Source organism: Pedobacter sp., assembly GCF_035566355.1.
Taxonomy (GTDB): Bacteria; Bacteroidota; Bacteroidia; order Sphingobacteriales; family Sphingobacteriaceae; genus Pedobacter.
This window is the reverse complement of the sequence record NZ_DATMRL010000686.1, coordinates 1-19618: the sequence shown is the minus strand read 5'-3', so window position 1 is coordinate 19618 and position 19618 is coordinate 1. Positions and strand designations below refer to the sequence as shown.

The following is a 19618-nucleotide window of genomic DNA, read 5'->3' as shown; positions in this document are numbered from 1 at the left end:
TGTCTAACCCGATGGATGAAGACTTTAGCTATGCCGAAGCCTTTAACAGCCTGGATCTGGAAGCGGTAAAAAATGATCTCCATGTGCTCATGACCGATTCACAAGACTGGTGGCCGGCAGACTTTGGTCATTATGGTGGTTTGTTTATCCGTATGGCATGGCACAGTGCGGGAACCTATCGGGTAGGAGACGGCCGTGGTGGCGCAGGCGCAGGACTGCAACGTTTTGCACCTCTGAACAGCTGGCCAGACAACGTAAGTCTTGATAAAGCCCGCAGATTGCTTTGGCCAATTAAACAAAAATATGGTCGCAAGATCTCATGGGCCGATTTAATCATTCTTACAGGTAATATTGCATTGGAATCCATGGGCTTTAAAACCTTTGGTTTTGCCGGTGGACGTGAAGATGCCTGGGAGGCAGATGAATCGGTATACTGGGGTTCAGAAACGACATGGCTAGGCGGCGACATCCGTTATGCACATGGTTCTGAAGGTGCAGATAAAGCACATGGCGTTGTCGTTACTGATGACGATGCTGATGGTGACATTCACTCCCGCAACCTGGAAAATCCACTTGCTGCTGTACAAATGGGATTGATTTATGTAAATCCAGAAGGACCGGACGGCAATCCTGATCCAATTGCTGCAGCCAAAGACATCCGGGATACTTTTGGTCGCATGGCCATGGATGATGAAGAAACCGTTGCTCTTATCGCTGGAGGACATAGCTTTGGTAAAACCCATGGCGCTGCTTCGGCAGATCATGTAGGTAAAGAACCTGAAGCAGCCGGTTTGGAAGCTCAGGGATTTGGATGGAGCAACAGTTATGGTTCTGGTAAAGGCGCAGATGCCATTACAAGTGGTCTGGAAGTGATCTGGACAAAAACACCAACGCAATGGAGCAATAACTTCTTTGAAAACTTGTTCGGTTTTGAATGGGAACTCACCAAAAGCCCGGCAGGTGCACACCAATGGGTAGCAAAAGACGCGGAATCTATAATTCCTGATGCATTTGATGGTTCGAAAAAACATCGCCCGGCAATGCTCACTACCGATCTTTCTTTGAGATTTGATCCTGCTTATGAGAAAATATCAAGACGTTTCCTGGAAAACCCGGATCAGTTTGCTGATGCTTTTGCCCGTGCATGGTATAAGTTAACGCACCGCGATATGGGACCAAAAGAACGCTACCTGGGTCCTGATGTACCACAGGAAGAGCTACTTTGGCAGGACCCGATTCCAGCAGTGAACCATCCACTGATCAATGAGAACGACATTGCTGCATTGAAAGCAAAAGTATTGGCTTCCGGACTAAGTGTTGCTGAACTGGTTTCAACCGCATGGGCTTCGGCTTCAACTTTCCGCGGTACTGATAAACGTGGTGGTGCCAATGGTGCTCGCATTCGTCTGGCTCCTCAAAAAGACTGGAAAGTTAATAACCCGGCACAGCTACAAAAAGTACTGAACGTACTGGAAGGTATTCAAAAAGACTTTAACGGAGCTCAGGCAGATGGCAAGAAAGTTTCGCTTGCGGATCTGATTGTATTGGGCGGTGATGCAGGTATCGAACAAGCAGCGGCAGCTGCGGGAAGTTCAATTACAGTTCCTTTTATACCTGGCCGCATGGATGCTTCTCAGGAACAAACTGATGTAGAATCATTTGGTTACCTGGAGCCGGCAGCAGATGGCTTCCGTAATTATGGTAAGTCAAGATCTGCAGTTTCTACAGAGAAGTTCCTGATCGATAAAGCCAATTTATTGACGCTAACTGCTCCTGAATTAACTGTGCTCATTGGTGGTTTACGTGTGCTGGATACAAATTTCGATGCTTCAAAAAATGGAGTTTTTACTCAAAGACCAGGCCAGCTGACCAACGATTTCTTTATTAATTTGCTTGATATGAATACAGCATGGAAAGCAGCTTCAGAAGATAAGGAGTTATACATAGGTAGTACCCGTTCCACAGGACAACCGAAATGGACGGCAACCCGTGCAGACCTTGTATTCGGATCTAACGCAGAGCTCAGGGCCATTGCCGAAGTATACGGAAGTACCGATGCTCAGGCTAAGTTTGTAAAAGACTTTGTGGCCACCTGGAATAAAGTGATGAATCTGGACAGGTTTGATCTTCATCAATAACAACGATACCCAGTAATATATTTAAAAAAAGGCACCGGAGTACGGTGCCCTTTTGATTTGATCTATCGATAGATGTATCTTCGTTTTAATGTTAAAGCTCGATTCGTAATACATGCGATACAATTAATCTTCCTTCTCCAATATAGCCTTTAACTGTGGTGCAAACCCCAATCCCCATTGGTCAACTGCAGAAATTAAAGGCAAAAGGGATTTTCCTGACTCAGTAAGGTAATATTCCACTCTTATAGGAACCTCTGCATAGATTGTTTTTTCCAATAAGCCGTGGAATTCAAGCTCACTCAGTTGTTTCTGTAAAACCCTTTTGGTAATGCCGTTTATAGAATTCACCAAATCTCTTGGACGCGTTATTCCTTTTGAAATTTCATCGAGTAAACAAAACTTCCATTTCGAACCTACTACCTCCATGGCTACATGAAGGCCACAACCATAATCAATTGGAATTTTTCGCTGATACATATGTTGAATTGGATTTCTAAAACTGTAAAAGTACGGAATTGCTTAGCTTAACGAATGGTGATTAATTAATCACCAAATGATTAATTCGTCATGTATTGCCCAATCGGGCAACAGCAATCATATTTGTGCCGGCAAATTTAATAATGCATAAAATTTATATGAAACAAACACTAGTGATTGTCATTCATCCTGACCTTGAAAATTCTCTTATCAATCAGCGATGGCTTGAAGAATTAAATAAATATCCTGAAAAATATAAGATATATGACCTCCACAAGCTCTATCCAGACGAAAAGATAGATGTAGAAAAAGAACAGCAATTGCTGGAGGCTCATGATCAGATTGTTTTCCAGTTTCCTTTGTATTGGTTTAATTGTCCACCGCTTTTCAAAAAATGGCTGGATGTTGTATTGACTCATGGATGGGCGTATGGTAAGGGCAGTTCGTATAAACTAAACAATAAAAAGATTGCCCTAAGTATTACCGCAGGTATCAATGAAGAGGATTATCAGGTATCTGGAAGATATAAGTATACCTTAAAGCAACTGACCGCTCCATTTGAGATTACTTTTAATTATGTAAAGGCAGATTACAGGTCGGTTTTTGCTTTCTATGGAGCGGAGCATCATGCGACATCAGACAGAATAGAAAGAAATGTCCAGGATTATATTTCCTTTATAGAAGGGGTACGAAGAGGCTAGGATTAGATACATTTTGAGGCAATCTCTTTTAGATAGATTGATAAACTTGTAGATTAGTGAAATTATAAAAATCTTTATATGGCACTGATAATACCTATTCTCAGGATGTTCGATTACAATAAAGCAATTGAGTTTTATGTAGACTGGCTTGGTTTCAAAATAGATTGGAAGCATAGCCCGGAAGGTTCTCCGATTTATATGCAGATCTCGCTGCGGGATATTGTACTTCATTTATCAGAACATCATGGTGATTCCAGCCCGGGAGCACATCTACGGATTGAAGAATTTAAGTCTTTAAAAGACTATCATCAGCAACTTCTGGATAAGGAATACAAATACAATCGTCCGGGTATAATGGTGCCTGAATGGGATGATAATGAGATTCTGGTTACAGTACATGATCCTTTTGGAAACAGGATCTCTTTTAGTGAAGTCATTGATTCGCGTTCATGATAGTTGGGCAACTTATATTATTGGCTGTTGTATTGGTGTATATTATATATGGCATTATTAAAGCTATGAAGAATAAGAGCCTCAGTCTCTTACATAAAATTGTGTGGATTGCTATTATAGTATTGCTTCCTGTTCTTGGTACATCTGCTTATTTAAGAACAACTTTTATTCCTAGAACTTAAGAACATTGGAGACAAATAAAATGAGGAAAATAGATGCCATTTGGCATAAATATTATGGATTTCATTTCTATTTCATTGCGTTGATTTTCACGTTAAGCACATTACCATCTTGTCAAACTCCATATAAAAACTATGGAACGAGCGTCATACCTTTTAAGAACGACAGCGTAGCCACACTGGAGTCTAAAAAATTACTGAACAGCTTAAATGATCAGGATTTTCTCTACCGATCCTTTTTAACCAAGAGTAACCAGAACATACCCTATCGTTTATTAACTCCCTATAATAATCAACCGTCAAAAAAATATCCACTGATCATTACATTTCATAATTCAAGCAGGATAGGATCTGACAATAAGAATCAACTGGAACCATTGGCCAGAATCTGGCTCGAGAAGAATATTAGAGAAAAATTCCAGGGATATATAGTTGCCCCACAATTCGCCACCCGTCCCACTATATATGCCCCTGATAGCCAAAAGGGAATACTTACCTCAAAGGCAGAACCTCAGTTATTCGCTATGATAGATCTGATCGATTCCATAAAGAAAGAATACAATATTGATGAAAACAGGATTTATCTTGTAGGTTACTCTATGGGAGGCTCATCAGTCATTGATCTCCTTAATTTTAAGCCAGATAAATTTGCAGCAGCCGTAGCTATTGCTGGTGTACCACAGTTTGATCATACAGACTCACTTAAGAATGTTCCTATATGGCTTATCCATGGAACGAAGGATACCGAAAACCCATTTTCAGGGAGTGAACAACTCTATCAGGAGATCAACCAGTACCACAAAACCAGATATTGGATCTTCGAAAACAGAACACATGATAATATTGTCTCAACAGTACTCCTTGGCGAAAACATACCGAAATGGCTGTTCACTAAGAAGCGGTGATTATACATCAGTTTTAGGACTGAAGATGCTTTAAGAATTGATTATATTAGTTGAATCTATGAACAAGTAGAAAATTAAATCTGAACATGTCTAAACTCTCGGAGATTTTATCAAAAAAAACAGACAATGAATTAATTTTCTACGTCAAATATCCGAGAAAACATACCCGCGAAGCCGTTCAGCTTGCATCTGCTGAATTAAAAAAAAGAAATTTAATTCTTCCAGAGTCAATTGTAAAAATGATGACCGTTGAAGTGGGCCATACTGAAACAGACGACAATTTGATAACCAAAGAAATAAGAGCGAAGTTATACATAACCAGTTTACTAATCTCATTTTTATATGTAGGCTTAGGTACAGTCTGCATTTTATCTTTATCGCCTAGTTCACGATTGTATGGTGAATGGATATTCCCTGCATTACTCATAACACTTCCTGCGAGTTTTATAAGTCTTGGGATTGCATTTTTGGATGCTGATGCTGCAGGTTTGATTATGATTATTCAATTCATTACTTTCTTAATATTTTGGCTCGTTGCCTTTCAAATATTGAAATCCTTTAAAAAGAAAAAGTTGAGAAAAATGAATAGAATCTGAGGCTGTCAAATACACTTATATACTCGCTTCTTTATTTAAGAACTATGTGGAAATAAAAGGACTCGAACCTTTAACCGATACCGTATAAGAGTACTGCTCTAACCATTGAGCTATATTTCCATTTTTATTGTAGAGTAACCCGGACTCGAACCGGGAACCTCCTGCTCCCAAAGCAGGTAATCTGACCAATTGATATACTACTCTAAAAATTCCCGTTAAAACAAAAAGTCCCCTTAGACTTATCTAAGAGGACTTTTTGTTTTAAATATTTATATTCAATACATAGCTATCCCCTTCGATAAATCGGTTCTGGTATAAAGCTTTGTATTGATGTTGTTTTCATATTTTAAATTTTCTGTTATCTATGTTTTCCTGCATGGACTCGAACCACAATCTTCTGAACCAAAATCAGACGTGCTACCATTGCACCACAGGAAAATGTGTAGAGTAACCCGGACTCGAACCGGGGGCCTCCTGCTCCCAAAGCAGGTAATCTAACCAATTGATATATTACTCTAAAAAATCTTGTTAAAACAAAAAATCCCCTTAGACTTATCTAAGAGGATTCTCTGTTTTAAATATTTTTATTCAATACATAGCTTATCCTCTCCGATAAATCGGTTGCGGTATAAAGCTTTGTATTGATGTCATGTTCATGCTGCAATGATACGGAAATTTTTAATTATCCAAAAATATTTTTTACTGACATTCAATTGAAGGGCGCCCAAAGTGTTAGATTAAATAAGGAGTGCCCGACCCGTAATTCATTGGTAATACGTTTTTTCTTTGCAGGGAAAGCGATAAAGTGATAACTTACCAGCAGTTTGATCAGTTAAGATGCATCAGGATAGTTTATACAATGCAAATGATACCGAACTTTTGCTCCAGCTAAGTAAAGGGTCCAGGCCTGCTTTCGATGCGCTGTATAACCGGCATTGGAAGCAAATATATAATGCTGCATACAAGCGGCTAAACGACGAACAACAAGCCCAGGACATTGCCCAGGATGTATTTGTCCAGCTATGGACCAGGGGTACAACATCTCCCATTGAAAATCTGGCCGCCTATCTGCATACCTCTGCAAGAAATGGGGTATTTAAATATTTTGAAAAGCAAGGTAAACAAAGTGCCCTTCTCAATACCATAGAAAATATAAGCGATGAACACGATCGTGCGGATGCCGGGATGCTCCACCAGGAATTCCTGAACGCCTTTAATGAATTGGTAGATGCATTGCCAACCCAGCAGCGGATCATCTTTAAAATGCGTTTCGAGCAAGATTTAAACAGTCAGCAAATTGCAGAGCAATTGGGCATTTCGCCTAAAACCGTAAGAAATCAACTGGGCAAAGCTCTGGCTACACTAAGAACATCACTACTGGTTCTTCACCTCCTTTTTGCAATGTATTCTGCCTGGTAATTCTAAGTCCGGAAGTAATAAATACCCATAAGATCAAAAAAATAAAAAATATTTTGCACCAGCGTGGGCTATTTTAAAATTTTAGACTCATATCTATATAGACCAGACCATGAAAGACGCTCAGAAAAAATATTTTCTTGAAATTTTAGAGAAATACAGGAAAAAAAAGGCAAATAGTAAAGAGATTAAATTCCTCGAAACCTATTACGATATGTTTGAAGAGAACGAAGACCTCATTAACGAAGAAAATGAAGGGAATTATCTCCATTTGAAGGAAAATATCAAAACTGCCATCGATAAAAAGATCAGCAGTCCAAATACCAATGGGAAAGAAATCAAAATCCTTTGGTTTAAATATGCAGCCGTTGCCGCTGCATTGCTTATGGTCTTGTTTGCATCTCTACACTTTTTTAATACCAATAAAGAAAATAATCTGGCCGAAATGGATCATCATATCAATCCAGGTGGGAATAACGCAACACTTATTCTTTCGGGAGGAGAGAAAATTGTGCTGAACAACGCTTCTCAGGGCGAAATAGCCAGGCAATCAGGTATAAGCATAACCAAAACCGCCAATGGCCAAATTGTATACGCCATTACATCAAAGACCTCAGACAAGCCACTTAAAAATACCATCATCACTCCAAAGGGAGGACAGTACAAAGTCATTTTGCCAGACGGTACAGAGGTAGCACTGAATGCTGCGTCTACATTAACTTACCCAACTTCATTTCAAGGAGGTGAACGTCGAGTTGAGCTCAAAGGTGAAGCCTATTTTGAAGTTACAAAAAATGCTGCAATGCCTTTCAGGGTCCAATCTACAGGTCAAACCGTGGAAGTACTGGGCACGCACTTTAACATTAATGCTTATGATGATGAAAGCATTATCCGTACAACACTTCTTGAAGGCTCCGTAAAGATTACATCAGCCATCGCTTCAAGTATCATAAGCCCCGGACAGCAAGCTTTAATAAGTAAAACTGGAAAAGGCACTATCCTAACAAAAGAAATAAACCCGGAAAAAGAAATTGCCTGGAAAGATGGAATGTTCTCCTTTGAGAATGACGATATTAAATCCGTTATGCGCAGCATATCCAGATGGTATAATGTTAATGTAAGCTATAAAGGAAACTTGCCAGACATAGATTTTACAGGAGAAATATTCAGGACCGCGAAGTTATCTGAGGTCTTCAAAATACTTGAACTCAACGGCATCCAGTTTGAAGTTGAAGGCAAGAATATCATTGTTTCTTACAACCAGGAAGCAGTTAAAACAATCAACCCAAAAAACCATAAACCAACAGACTATTAACCAGAAAAAGAGACTATGATAAGACAACTACATTAAACAGGAACCACAAAGAAACTGACTAAAAAGCCGGAAGTATCTCACCACTCCCGGCCAGAAAAAGAGGTCAGCAGCCCAACGTCTAAACCAGGCTGCTATTTGTTCAATAATTCTAATCCAAAAATATGAAATTAACTTTTCTTTACAACCCCGTATTCCAAATACGGAGGGTAAAGTATAAACTATTAGTAGTGATGAAATTAACTGCTATTTTACTGCTGATTGGCACCATGCATTTGTCTGCCGCCAGCTATTCGCAAAATGTTACCGTTTCCCGGAAGAATACCACCCTGGAAACCGTTTTTAATGATATAAAAAGGCAGACCGGATATCTCTTCTTTTACAACGGAAAGATAAACCTGAACAAGTCAAAGCTGAATGTGGAACTGAAGGCAGTGCCACTTGAAGAAGCCCTGCAGGCCTGTTTGGCCAATCAGAACCTGACCTACGATATCGTGGATAAAACCATTGTGATCAGAAATAAGGTTACAGATAATACATCAGGTATAACCACTTCCAGGTTTATTGATATCTCCGGAAAAGTTATCGATAGCGAAACCAAACAAAGCATACCGGGTGTAAACATATTGGTGAAAAACAACAAAGACCTTCGCGGGCAGACCAATTCTGACGGAAACTTCAGGATCAACGCCCAGATCGGTGATGTTTTAGTGTTTTCCTATATCGGTTATAAAATAAAAGAGGTTAAAATAACCGATACAAAACCACTCACCGTGAATCTAAGTACACTTGTTAATACCATCGACGATGTTGTCATCACAGGTTACCAGACCATTAAAAAAGACAGTTACACGGGTAATGCTGTGACCGTGAGCGGAGAGGAACTTAAAAGAGTAAACCCACAAAACCTGTTGCAAAGTATACAGGCTTTTGACCCCTCATTTAAGCTGTTGGAGAATAACCTCGCGGGATCTAACCCTAATAGACTGCCAAACATCAATGTAAGAGGCTCATCATCCTTACCAAGCGGAAACGGGGAGGTTTTAAGGAGAGACAACATTTCCGGAAACATCAATATGCCTGCATTCATTTTAGACGGTTTTGAAGTTAACGTACAAAAAGTTTTTGACCTAGACATCAATAGAGTCGCTTCGGTTACCCTGTTAAAAGATGCAGCAGCAACCGCCATATACGGTTCCCGAGCAGCTAATGGCGTACTGGTGATTGTCACCAAAGCACCCAAAGAAGGCCGGCTTCTTATTGAATACAATTATGAAACCAGTATCAATTCTCCCGATCTTTCAGACTATCAGGTACTGAATGCCTCAGAAAAGCTGCAATATGAAAAATTGGCAGGATTATATGATAGAAATGTGGTTAACCGGCCACAGGATGAACTGGATCAGTTGTATTACAATAAGCTGGCTAATGTAGTTGGAGGCGTAGATTCTTACTGGCTATCCCAACCAGTACGTACCGCTGTAGGGCAAAAGCACAGTGTAAACCTTCAAGGTGGTTCTGAAACTTTCAGATATGGAGTAGACCTGAGGTACCAAGCCAGGCCAGGCGTAATGAAAGGCTCGTCCAGAAACCAATATTCTGGCGGGATGAACTTTCAGTACAACAAAGACAATAAGTTTCAATTCAGAAACGACCTGTCCATTACTCAAATGGAAGCCAGGGAAAGTCCATACGGAAACTTCGCCAATTATGTAAGGATGAACCCTTATTACCCAATTAAAGACGCCAATGGTACTGTACTTCGTGAGGTAGACACCTGGAAAAATCAGGCAGGTGACCAGGACGTTGTCCTGAATCCATTGTATGATGCAGGCCTGAGCAGTTTTAACAAATCGGCCTACACAGAAATTATAGATAACCTCTCTGCCGAATTGCAACTGGCAAAAGACCTCAGATTAAAAGGTCAAATGAGCTTAACCAGCCGCATGAATACAGATGACATCTTCACTTCACCTATGGCCAATGAATTCTATTTCTACGGAGCAGACAGGCTTGATGAAAAAGGAAGCTATACAGATAGAAACAGGAAAGAAGTTTACTGGGACGGAAACATGAGACTGACCTGGTTCAAACAACTGGGAAACCATGCCTTGAATGTACTGGGCGGAGTCAATATCCGGACAGAACTTTCAGATGAAAAAGAAGTAACAGCAATAGGCTTTGCCAACGACCGCTTTACAAGCATAGGTTTTGCCAAAGGCTTTGGCGACGAGGGCAGACCGCAAAGCAGCATTAACAATTCAAGGCTGTTCGGCTCTTTCCTAAGTACAAACTATTCCTACAAAAATAGATATCTGCTCGATGCTACCCTTAGGATAGATGGTTCATCGAAATTTGGTCTCGAGAATAAGCTTGCTCCATTCTGGTCTGTAGGCCTGGGCTGGAACCTGCACCAGGAAAGATTTCTGGCCGATAACCCGGTGATCAGTCAATTACGCTTAAAGGTGTCCACCGGTCTTACCGGATCAGTAGAGTTTGCACCTTATCTGTCAAGAACCACCTATAAATATCTGAACGGCAACTGGTATTCCACCGGGATAGGCGCCATTGTAAATAACTATGGCAACGAAAATCTATCCTGGCAAAAAACACAGATGACAGATATTGGTATTGACCTCGGACTGTTTCACGACCGGGTTTTTATAAGTCCAAGAATCTACAGAAAGTTTACCAAAGACATCCTGGCCGACATTACACTCCCGCCTTCTACAGGCTTCTTTTCCTACAAAGAAAACCTGGGTGATATGGAGAATAAAGGCGCAGAAATCTCCATCAAATGGGATGTGATACGTAAAAAAGACTGGTCCATCAATTTCACCGCAAATATGGTGGCCAATAGGAATAAAATCGTGCGCATCTCAAATGCTCTGAAAAAATATAATGATCGGGCCGATGACCTGCAATCTGTAGATCCCAAAGATGGCGGATTTAAAGGTATCCCATTGCTTCGGTATAATGAAGGGCAATCCATCAATGCGATATATGCCGTTCCCTCTCTGGGCATTGACCCTGAAAATGGAAGGGAATTATACCGGAAAAAAGACGGAACGCTTACCTACGCCTACGATAAAAGCGATATCGTGGTTGTCGGGAATGCCGATCCAAAAGCAAACGGTTTCTTCAGTACTACCTTCACCTATAAAAGATTCATGCTGAGTGCAACTTTCGAAACCCATTTTGGAGGAGACATGTACAACCAGACGCTGGTAGACCGGATTGAAAATGCAGATCCAAGATACAATGTCGACAAACGCGTATTTGAAGAAAAGTGGAAAAAAAGCGGCGATGTGGTTTTCTATAAGAACATAGCCGATCTGGGTACAACAGAAGTCAACTCCAGATTTGTACAGCCCGACAATATGATCAATTTAAGTTCCGTGTACCTGTCTTATGATCTGGATAAGAAATATGCATCCAAATTAAAAATGTCTAATCTGAGGTTTTCTGCTACCGCAAATGACCTTGCCCGCTGGTCCTCTGTAAAACAGGAAAGAGGAATTGATTATCCATTTGCCAGAAGTTTAACTTTTTCAATAAACGCCACTTTTTAATAAATAAAGAATATGAAACTAAGACTGATCATAAGCTTGATTTTGCTTATCGCAACCATAAGTTCGTGTAAAAAATGGCTGGAAGTGGAACCCGAATCTGAAATTTCCGCTCCCGTGCTGTTTAGCACAGAGAACGGTTTTATGGAGGCCCTCAACGGAATTTATAACCGCTGTTCAGAAACAGACCTGTATGGAAAGGAACTTACATTTGGTACACCCGAAGTACTGGCTCAAAATTACACCATGGGCTATAATGAAGGACTGAACTATACACCAACCAGCCAGTATAATTACAGCAACAGCAAATTCATAGAACGAAAAGATAAAATATGGGCAGGGCTTTATAATGCAATTGTAAATGCCAATCTGATCCTTGAAAACATAGACAAAAAGAAGGACATCTTTACCGGAGTGAACTACGGCCTGATCAAAGGCGAAGCCTTGGCATTAAGGGCCTACCTGCATTTTGATCTGCTTAGATTATTTGCACCATCCTATCTCAGAAATGCTTCCGGGAAAGGTGTACCATATGCCAATGCTTATACCAAAGACATTACTCCTATGTCCAGTGTTTCAGAGGTTATAGAGAAAGCCCTCACAGATCTGGAGGCAGCCAAAAAACTGTTGGCACAAGATCCGATCCGTAGTGCGGGATACCTGGTTAACTATCCCGTCGTTACCGATACAACCACCAATACCGAAGAGCGCGCCAGCATCCCCTTCCTTCAAAACAGAAGGCACCGGTTAAACTATTACGCTGTATGTGGCGAACTTGCCCGGGTCTATCTCTATAAAAATGACAAAACGAATGCCTTAAATAATGCCTTGGAGGTGATCAATGCAAAAAAGTTTCCCTGGACTTTAAAGGCAGATTTTAACGCATTTGAAGAAGCAAAAAAAGACAGAATTCTCTATAAAGAACTCGTCTTTGCCTGGTATATTCCTAAATCCTGGTATGTGCCAGGAGCCACTGAAGACATCAAGGAAAACTGGTTCGTTACTGGTACAAGAGGGTTATACCTCAATGAAGATGCAGCCAAATCAATTTATGAGACCAGCACAGGAACAGTTGACCTGCGGTTTAAGAACTGGCTTTCCATAACAGGCGTGGGCGCGGCAAAAACTTACGACATTGTAAAATACAACAGGAATTCGCAAAGCGATGCCGCAACGGCCAATTTGCACTACCTGATGGCGCCTGCTATCCGGTTAAGTGAACTGTATTACATAGCGGCCGAATGCACTTATCCTGCAGATCCGCAAAAAGCAATAACATATATCAATACCGTACGCTTCCAGCGCGACAAAGAAGACCTGAATGTAAACTCACAGGAAGAATTTACTGTAGCACTGATTAAAGAATGCCGTAAAGAATGGCTTGGGGAGGGGCAACTTTTCTACATGTACAAAAGACTAAACAGGTCCATAATCGGGCAAACCGGCACAACGATTCCGGCAACAGACAAGATCCTGGTATTACCGCTTCCCCAGGATGAAGTGGTATATGGAGGCAGATAAACAACAGGCATAAATACTAATCATACGAATTATGAAATCCTATATATTAATCCTATTCGCACTTCTCAGCCTTGCATCATGTAAGCGGGCAGAAGAACTGAAATTTGATCATCCGGCGGGTATTTATTTTGACATCCATTTTGACAGCAGAAAAGACAGCATTGTATCCACTTTCGCCTATAACCCTACAAAATTACAAGATACCATATGGATTCCTGTACGCATCTCCGGTGTAACCAGCCCAGCGGCAAGAACATTCAAAGCCCGTATAGAAACCGACTCCTCCAGCGCTGAACCTAATTTACACTATGAGCCACTTAAGGCCTCCTATATCATGAATGCAAATAAAGGGCTTGCCTATCTTCCGTTTATCATTTACAATAAGGATAAGGAGCTGGAAAACCGTTCGGTTTCTGCGGTCATTAAGCTGATGGAATCAAGTGACTTTAACATCCAGAACCCTTACTGGATTCGAGCAAAGGTGGTTTTTTCCTCCAAACTGGAAAAACCAAATTGGTGGGACTTCTGGCCATTGCCACCTTATTCAAGAGTAAAACATGAACTTTTTATCCTGGTTACAGGCGTAAAAGAACTCAGTACAGATGGTCTGGATGCGCCGAAGAACCTCTATATCACCGGATTACTGACCACTATGCTCAACAATCCTTTTGACTGGGTAACCAAAAATGCAGCCAAAGGATACAAATTGGAAGAAATGGTGCCTGGTAATACCGACAGCTATTATTTCTTCAACACAGGAAATCCAACAAAGAAAACGCTTCTGAGGAAGAACAAGGAAAACGGCAAATACTATTTTATAGACGAGAATGGGAAAGAGGTTATTTAAACAAAAAGATATGAAAAGATTAATATTATTGATGCTGCTATTTACGATAGCAATTTCAGCTTGTCATAAAGATCTTGGTCATTACGACATCGATATGCCCGAAGTACCGGTGGTTTCCAACCTGGATTCAGTATATACTGCAAAAGTAGGGGATAGTCTCGTAATCAAACCTGCCGTTACGCTTAAAAGCCAGGCAGACCTTGAGCTGCAATGGCGAATCTCCGTCATAGAAGGTACAGACGTCTTGTATACAGGAGCATCTCTAAGGATCATCTTTGGCCTGCAGGCCAAAAGATACCCGGCACAGCTAACCGTATACAATAAAACCAATGGGATGAAATATTTCCATAAGTTCTTTATTGACGGAGGAACAGAATTTTCCAAAGGAACAGCTGTTTTAAGTGAAGAGAACGGCATAAGCCAGTTTTCTTTCATCAAACCGGATGGGACAGTACAGGCCCGTTTATATAAAGCAATCCATCGCAAAGACCTGCCACCTCATCCTATGAACCTGATGCTGCTCAGAAACCGAAATACAGGCGGAACCCTGTTAGGCTACTGGATCATTACCAAAAATGGAGGCGTCCGTTTGAATGCCAATACCATGACTGAAGACCCTAAATATCCTAATCAACTCGCTGATAACTTTTTTGTCGCACCAGATCAGCTGGAAGTAGGGGCTTTAAAGCCGCACTTTCAGGGCGTATTGATGGGGGTGATCAACGGCACACTCTACGGTGGTACCACCAATACCTGGGATCAGGCACCAACTTATGGCATGTTTGCCCCGGCTGAAGGCAATTACGTATTGGATCCATCTTTTGTAGTGACTATGGCGGATGCCGGAACCAGCTTTATCGGTTTTGAACGCAACCGAAAACAGTTCCTACGGTTTAATATGTACAGCGGGCCTACCTATTTTGATACCCAGTATGGCGTAGCCCCATCACCAGCTTTCGACCCGACAAATGTAGGTATGGAATTACTACACATAGAACAGCTCAACAACACAGACTGTTATGCCTATTGCAAGGCCTCTGATGGTAAGATCTATGAACTGCATTTTACCGTGAAATTTACGGGGCCGTTTGAATTCAATGCATTAGGTAAACGGCTCTTTAGCCGCCCTGACCTCATTACCTCAGCCACCAAATGGCAGGGTGCAAAAAATGGCCTGATCTATATAGCCGCGGGTTCAAAAGTCTACAGATACAATCCACTAAACGAAGACGTGAAAGAACTGGTTACAGATTTTGGAGGAAAGACCATATCCATGATCAAACTGTCTGAAAGCGAAGAAAGCCTCATGGTGGGTACAGAAGGGACCATCTATTACCTTGACATCACTACTGGAAAGAACGGTAGCCTCCTTAAAAAACAGGAAGGTATACCAGGTGCACCGATAGATATCACCGTTAGAACAAATTAATTATAAGATATGAAACTGAAATTTTTAATACTCGCTGTGCTAGCTCCTGCAATTGCAGCAGCACAAAGCCCTAATTTTACCATTAGAGGTAAAATAGGCAACCTCAACAAACCCGCGAAGATCTATCTGGACTACAGTGCAGGGGGTAAGGGAGCAACGGATTCTGCAGTACTGGTCAATGGTACCTTTAAATTTACGGGGCACATTGAAGGTATTGCCTCTTCAAGAATGACCCTCTCACGTGAAGGGATAAAAGATAAGGAGATTTATGCCACAGGTACTGGTGATGTAATTTATGTAAGCTTTGGAAAGGAAAACATCCATATCAGTTCGCCAGATTCACTCTATAATGCTAAATGGACAGGGTCTAAAGTTTACGATGAACTCCAGGCTTTTAATAAAGCTGTAGGTCCTACCGTGATGACGGTACACCACAATGCCAATGTTTTGCTGGGAAGGGCTAGTCCGGAGCAGCAAAAGGATACAACCTACTTTAAATCTATTGATAAAACTGTAAAGGCTTTAAGGAAATCACGTGGGGAAAAAATGCTGGCTTTTGCCAAAGCAAATCCTACATCTGAGTTTGCACTGCAAGGCTTGTCAGAACTGGTTAGCGGTTATTCTCTAAAATCAGACCAGGCACCGGCAGTATTCAATAAACTGAGTCCGGAACTGCGTTTATCTTATACAGGCCAGGGTTTGTACAAATTGCTGAACGCAGATACCATGACCGCTCTTGGTGCCCCCGCACCTAATTTTACCCAAAATGATGTCAATGGCAAAGCCATGTCTTTATCAGACTTCAAAGGAAAATATGTATTGGTAGAATTTTGGGCCAGCTGGTGTTCACCTTGTCGCGCGGAAGGTCCTAACCTGTTAAAACAGTATGCCCGCTTTAAAAACAAGGGTTTTGAAATCCTGGGTGTATCTGTAGATAGTGATAAAGCAAAGTGGCTGGAGGCGATCAAGAAGGATGGATTAACCTGGCCACAAATTTCAGATCTCAAAGGATGGGACAATGATGCCCGCAAAGTGTATGGAATCTCTGGTGTACCTGCAAATTTCCTCATCAGTCCTGAAGGAAAGATCATCGGATCGCACCTTATGGGAGAAAAACTAAACAAAAAACTTAGTGAATTGATGCCGGATTAAGGTGATTCTTAAGAGAGCGTTCCAATTGGAACGCTCTCTTAAGAATCACCTTAATATTATACCTAATGAGGTATAAAACTATTTTAAACTCGAATAATATACCCTATCGGGTATTATTTTAATTATTTTTGTATATTAGTACCCTAAAGGGTATAATATGAAGCCAATTGTTGCATTTATTAAAGAAAAAAGGAAAGCTTTAAAACTTTCTCAGGTTGATCTTGCCTTTAAATCTGGTGTTGGACTCCGTTTCGTTCGAGAATTGGAACAGGGGAAAATGACGCTTCGTTTAGACAAAGTTAACCAGGTATTAGCCCTCTTTGGTAAGCAAGTGGGGATAACTGATCTTGATCCTATAAAAGAGGAGGGAGATTAATCATGAAGAAAGCAAAAGTATATTATGATGAAAAACTAGCTGGCTATCTTGAGAAAACCGATTCCGGTTATCGTTTTTTATATTACAACTCTTATATTAAAGAACCAGGAGCAAAACCAGTAAGCCTTACTCTACCAATTTCGATTTATCCTTATAACAGTAACATCCTATTCCCATTTTTTGACGGGTTAATTCCAGAAGGATGGCTCTTAAATATTGCAAAGGAATATTGGAATTTTAAAAGTAATGATCGTTTTGAGTTATTGGCTACACTATGCAGAGATACAATTGGTGCAGTAACAGTTATTGGAGAGGAGGAAGAAAATGAGTAATTGCCTCTTTTGTTACCAGCCAGTAGAAGAAGGTACTTATCATGCCAAATGCTGTAAAAAAATGTTTGGAATAAATGAAATACCTACACTTACATTAAATAAAGGTCTAGTTAATGATCTGGCAAAAATGACAGTTAACAACAGAATTGCCATAACGGGTGTACAGCCTAAGCTTTCTGTCGACCTTGAAAATGTAACGGGAACTGAAAAGCGTCTCACCATTGTGGGATTATGGGGAAACTATATCTTAAAACCACAAAATATACATTATCCACAAATGCCGGAAGTAGAAGATTTGACAATGCATCTGGCAGAGCTATTCAAACTCAAAACGTGTAAGCATTGTTTGCTTAAAGCTTCAGATGGTCAGTTGGTATATATCGCTAAAAGATTTGATAGAAATAAAAGGCAAAAAATACATATGGAGGATTTCTGTCAGATTGGCGAATTTCAAACCGAACAGAAATATAATAGTTCATATGAGCGTTGTGGAAAACTCATTACAAAGTATTGTACAAATTCAGGATTGGATTTAGTTAACTATTTCGAGTTAATAATATTTTCCTTTCTTTCTGGAAACAATGATATGCATATGAAGAATTTTTCAGTACTCCACCAACAAGATGAAATTGTTCTTTCTCCTGCATATGATCTGATTAACAGTAATCTTATCAATCCAAAAGACAAAGAGGATGTAGCGCTTAGCCTTAATGGCAAGAAGAAAGAACTCGGCAGGGAAGATTTTGATATGTTAGCCAGTGTATTGAAGATTTCAGATAAAATAGTTAAAAGGATAATAGATAAGTTTAGTGAAAATACAGATAAGGTATTCAAGTTGATAGATATGTCGTTTATGACTAACGAATATAAAACCCGTTATAAAAGCATCTGGACTGAAAAACTTAATAGGTTAAAGTAAATGATATTAAACAAAATACGATAATCTATGTTTGCTAAGCTATGATGGATAGCGAAAATAAATACGGGCTTTGGCATCGTATTGCACGCATTGCCCTTGGAGTCTTTTTAATTTTTGCAGGCACCAGTCATGTAACCTTTGCCCGCGTTGAGTTTTCGGCCCAGGTACCTAAGTGGCTGCCCATGGATACAGATCTGGTGGTGATTCTGTCTGGCCTGGTAGAAATAGGATTGGGTTTACTGCTGGTATCCGGCTGGAGGAAATCTATGGCAGGCTGGGTTGTTGCCGCTTTCTTTGTTGCCGTTTTTCCAGGAAATATTTCTCAGTTCTTAACGCATACAGATGCATTTGGACTAAATTCCGATCTCAGCAGAGGGATAAGGTTATTGTTTCAGCCGGTTCTGGTCATATGGGCGCTTTGGAGCACTGGAGCATGGGTTGCCTGGAGAAATGCTGCGCATAGATAGAAGAGATCATCATGATTACTAAAACTACGCCAATCCATCCAAATTTCTTTTTCTGAAAACACTATTTCATTTGTCAATAATCCTGATTATCTTTACGTAATCGTCTCACAATCTGTATAATATAGTTTACTCATATTAACGCTTTGAACTATGTCCATCAAATCTCTCTCCCAGCAGGAGATGCAGCAGCATTGCCAGGCACAGATTTTGTCTTTAGGGAATAATATTGCCAGTAAAATCCTTAAAATCGAAGACATTGGAGACTACATCCCCGGCAGTGTCATGGTTCAGGACCTCAGCAGCCTCACCAATACCTATATGAATCAGACCGGATGCGATTACCTTAAACACAGCAAAGAAGAACTACAAGCATTGGGGCCAGAATATTTCAGCCGGTTTTTCCCTGCCGAAGAAATCACCGTAATCAAAAACGATCTGTTCCAATTCGTCAAAGAAGGAGACGCCAATAAAGTATTCTCTTTTTTCCAACGGGTAAGACCAGACGCAAACAACGACTACAAATGGTATTTTACCACCTCCAGGCTATATCCCTCAAACGAACCTGGAAATGCCCTTAAAATGATCCATATTGCCTTCTCCGTAAACAATATGAGCTATGCGGGCAGGAAGCTCAGTAACCTTGTAGAAGACGATGTCTTTATCCGGAAAAACCTCCACCGATTCAATCTCCTGTCCCGGAGAGAAAAAGAAATCATCAGGCTTATCGTAGAAGGGAAGAGCAGTTTTGAAATCGCCACCTGTTTATACCTGTCCATCCATACCGTAAACAACCACCGTAAAAACATCATTCACAAACTGGAAACCAATT

At 40.6% G+C, this 19618-nt stretch carries 19 protein-coding genes and 3 tRNA genes; 18 read left to right on the top strand and 4 right to left on the bottom strand.

Annotation, left to right across the window (positions count from 1 at the left end):
- On the top strand, positions 1-2138 hold a 2138-nt coding region (gene katG / locus VNZ46_RS27090; RefSeq protein WP_325564433.1), incomplete at its 5' end, for a catalase/peroxidase HPI.
- A gap of 123 nt (positions 2139-2261) precedes the next feature.
- Here the strand turns inward: katG and VNZ46_RS27085 are convergent.
- On the bottom strand, positions 2262-2615 hold the full coding sequence (locus VNZ46_RS27085; RefSeq protein ID WP_325564431.1) for a helix-turn-helix domain-containing protein: 354 nt from the start codon (positions 2613-2615) through the stop codon (positions 2262-2264).
- A 158-nt stretch (positions 2616-2773) separates the two neighbouring features.
- Between VNZ46_RS27085 and VNZ46_RS27080 the strand changes: the two genes are divergently transcribed.
- From VNZ46_RS27080 to VNZ46_RS27065, 5 genes are all read left to right on the top strand, one after another.
- Entirely contained in the window at positions 2774-3316 is a 543-nt protein-coding gene (locus tag VNZ46_RS27080) for an NAD(P)H-dependent oxidoreductase (RefSeq protein WP_325564429.1), read from the top strand.
- Between the two features lie 78 nt (positions 3317-3394).
- Positions 3395-3769: a glyoxalase superfamily protein gene (locus VNZ46_RS27075; RefSeq protein ID WP_325564427.1), complete on the top strand. Its 375-nt coding sequence runs from the start codon at positions 3395-3397 to the stop codon at positions 3767-3769.
- Entirely contained in the window at positions 3766-3951 is a 186-nt protein-coding gene (locus VNZ46_RS29460) for a PLDc N-terminal domain-containing protein (RefSeq protein WP_414693542.1), read from the top strand. The genes VNZ46_RS27075 and VNZ46_RS29460 overlap by 4 nt, the downstream gene beginning before the upstream one ends.
- Before the next feature lie 20 nt (positions 3952-3971).
- The gene (locus tag VNZ46_RS27070) at positions 3972-4853 is read left to right on the top strand and encodes a prolyl oligopeptidase family serine peptidase (RefSeq protein ID WP_325564425.1); all 882 of its coding nucleotides are present in this window, start codon (positions 3972-3974) and stop codon (positions 4851-4853) included.
- Between the two features lie 86 nt (positions 4854-4939).
- Positions 4940-5449 (top strand): hypothetical protein, encoded by a 510-nt coding sequence (locus VNZ46_RS27065; protein WP_325564423.1) that lies wholly within the window; start codon positions 4940-4942, stop codon positions 5447-5449.
- A 47-nt stretch (positions 5450-5496) separates the two neighbouring features.
- On the opposite strand, the gene VNZ46_RS27060 is transcribed toward VNZ46_RS27065, so the two are convergent.
- The 3 genes from VNZ46_RS27060 to VNZ46_RS27050 all read right to left on the bottom strand — a co-directional run bounded on the left by VNZ46_RS27060 (position 5497) and on the right by VNZ46_RS27050 (position 5966).
- A tRNA-Ile gene (locus tag VNZ46_RS27060) sits at positions 5497-5569 on the bottom strand.
- A 10-nt stretch (positions 5570-5579) separates the two neighbouring features.
- A tRNA-Pro gene (locus VNZ46_RS27055) sits at positions 5580-5653 on the bottom strand.
- Between the two features lie 239 nt (positions 5654-5892).
- Positions 5893-5966, bottom strand: a tRNA-Pro gene (locus VNZ46_RS27050).
- 320 nt (positions 5967-6286) lie between these two features.
- Here VNZ46_RS27050 and VNZ46_RS27045 point away from each other — a divergent pair.
- From VNZ46_RS27045 to VNZ46_RS26990, 12 genes are all read left to right on the top strand, one after another.
- Entirely contained in the window at positions 6287-6868 is a 582-nt protein-coding gene (locus tag VNZ46_RS27045; RefSeq protein WP_325564421.1) for an RNA polymerase sigma-70 factor, read from the top strand.
- A 109-nt stretch (positions 6869-6977) separates the two neighbouring features.
- Positions 6978-8180 (top strand): FecR family protein, encoded by a 1203-nt coding sequence (locus VNZ46_RS27040; protein ID WP_325564419.1) that lies wholly within the window; start codon positions 6978-6980, stop codon positions 8178-8180.
- 230 nt (positions 8181-8410) lie between these two features.
- Positions 8411-11749: a SusC/RagA family TonB-linked outer membrane protein gene (locus tag VNZ46_RS27035; RefSeq protein ID WP_325564435.1), complete on the top strand. Its 3339-nt coding sequence runs from the start codon at positions 8411-8413 to the stop codon at positions 11747-11749.
- Positions 11750-11761: 12 nt separating this feature from the next.
- Positions 11762-13267, top strand: a complete 1506-nt coding sequence (locus VNZ46_RS27030) for a RagB/SusD family nutrient uptake outer membrane protein (protein ID WP_325564417.1) — start codon at positions 11762-11764, stop codon at positions 13265-13267.
- A gap of 31 nt (positions 13268-13298) precedes the next feature.
- The gene (locus tag VNZ46_RS27025; protein ID WP_325564415.1) at positions 13299-14114 is read left to right on the top strand and encodes a DUF4843 domain-containing protein; all 816 of its coding nucleotides are present in this window, start codon (positions 13299-13301) and stop codon (positions 14112-14114) included.
- 10 nt (positions 14115-14124) lie between these two features.
- Positions 14125-15543: a PKD-like family lipoprotein gene (locus tag VNZ46_RS27020; protein ID WP_325564414.1), complete on the top strand. Its 1419-nt coding sequence runs from the start codon at positions 14125-14127 to the stop codon at positions 15541-15543.
- A 9-nt stretch (positions 15544-15552) separates the two neighbouring features.
- Positions 15553-16695 carry an AhpC/TSA family protein gene (locus VNZ46_RS27015; protein WP_325564413.1) on the top strand — a complete coding sequence of 381 codons (1143 nt, stop codon included), beginning with the start codon at positions 15553-15555 and terminating at the stop codon, positions 16693-16695.
- 157 nt (positions 16696-16852) lie between these two features.
- Positions 16853-17071, top strand: a complete 219-nt coding sequence (locus tag VNZ46_RS27010) for a helix-turn-helix transcriptional regulator (RefSeq protein ID WP_199078094.1) — start codon at positions 16853-16855, stop codon at positions 17069-17071.
- 2 nt (positions 17072-17073) lie between these two features.
- On the top strand, positions 17074-17403 hold the full coding sequence (locus VNZ46_RS27005; RefSeq protein ID WP_325564410.1) for a HipA N-terminal domain-containing protein: 330 nt from the start codon (positions 17074-17076) through the stop codon (positions 17401-17403).
- 61 nt (positions 17404-17464) lie between these two features.
- Positions 17465-18322 (top strand): HipA domain-containing protein, encoded by an 858-nt coding sequence (locus VNZ46_RS27000; protein WP_325564408.1) that lies wholly within the window; start codon positions 17465-17467, stop codon positions 18320-18322.
- 41 nt (positions 18323-18363) lie between these two features.
- On the top strand, positions 18364-18789 hold the full coding sequence (locus tag VNZ46_RS26995; protein ID WP_325564406.1) for a DoxX family protein: 426 nt from the start codon (positions 18364-18366) through the stop codon (positions 18787-18789).
- 150 nt (positions 18790-18939) lie between these two features.
- Positions 18940-19618: helix-turn-helix transcriptional regulator (locus VNZ46_RS26990; protein WP_325564404.1), on the top strand; the 679-nt coding region annotated here is incomplete at its 3' end.

Coding starts and splice junctions, on each gene's coding strand:
- VNZ46_RS27085 (WP_325564431.1), bottom strand. CDS start 2,615: ATGTATCAGCGAAAAATTCCAATTGATTATGGTTGTGGCCTTCATGTA.
- VNZ46_RS27080 (WP_325564429.1), top strand. CDS start 2,774: ATGAAACAAACACTAGTGATTGTCATTCATCCTGACCTTGAAAATTCT.
- VNZ46_RS27075 (WP_325564427.1), top strand. CDS start 3,395: ATGGCACTGATAATACCTATTCTCAGGATGTTCGATTACAATAAAGCA.
- VNZ46_RS29460 (WP_414693542.1), top strand. CDS start 3,766: ATGATAGTTGGGCAACTTATATTATTGGCTGTTGTATTGGTGTATATT.
- VNZ46_RS27070 (WP_325564425.1), top strand. CDS start 3,972: ATGAGGAAAATAGATGCCATTTGGCATAAATATTATGGATTTCATTTC.
- VNZ46_RS27065 (WP_325564423.1), top strand. CDS start 4,940: ATGTCTAAACTCTCGGAGATTTTATCAAAAAAAACAGACAATGAATTA.
- VNZ46_RS27045 (WP_325564421.1), top strand. CDS start 6,287: ATGCATCAGGATAGTTTATACAATGCAAATGATACCGAACTTTTGCTC.
- VNZ46_RS27040 (WP_325564419.1), top strand. CDS start 6,978: ATGAAAGACGCTCAGAAAAAATATTTTCTTGAAATTTTAGAGAAATAC.
- VNZ46_RS27035 (WP_325564435.1), top strand. CDS start 8,411: ATGAAATTAACTGCTATTTTACTGCTGATTGGCACCATGCATTTGTCT.
- VNZ46_RS27030 (WP_325564417.1), top strand. CDS start 11,762: ATGAAACTAAGACTGATCATAAGCTTGATTTTGCTTATCGCAACCATA.
- VNZ46_RS27025 (WP_325564415.1), top strand. CDS start 13,299: ATGAAATCCTATATATTAATCCTATTCGCACTTCTCAGCCTTGCATCA.
- VNZ46_RS27020 (WP_325564414.1), top strand. CDS start 14,125: ATGAAAAGATTAATATTATTGATGCTGCTATTTACGATAGCAATTTCA.
- VNZ46_RS27015 (WP_325564413.1), top strand. CDS start 15,553: ATGAAACTGAAATTTTTAATACTCGCTGTGCTAGCTCCTGCAATTGCA.
- VNZ46_RS27010 (WP_199078094.1), top strand. CDS start 16,853: ATGAAGCCAATTGTTGCATTTATTAAAGAAAAAAGGAAAGCTTTAAAA.
- VNZ46_RS27005 (WP_325564410.1), top strand. CDS start 17,074: ATGAAGAAAGCAAAAGTATATTATGATGAAAAACTAGCTGGCTATCTT.
- VNZ46_RS27000 (WP_325564408.1), top strand. CDS start 17,465: ATGTTTGGAATAAATGAAATACCTACACTTACATTAAATAAAGGTCTA.
- VNZ46_RS26995 (WP_325564406.1), top strand. CDS start 18,364: ATGATGGATAGCGAAAATAAATACGGGCTTTGGCATCGTATTGCACGC.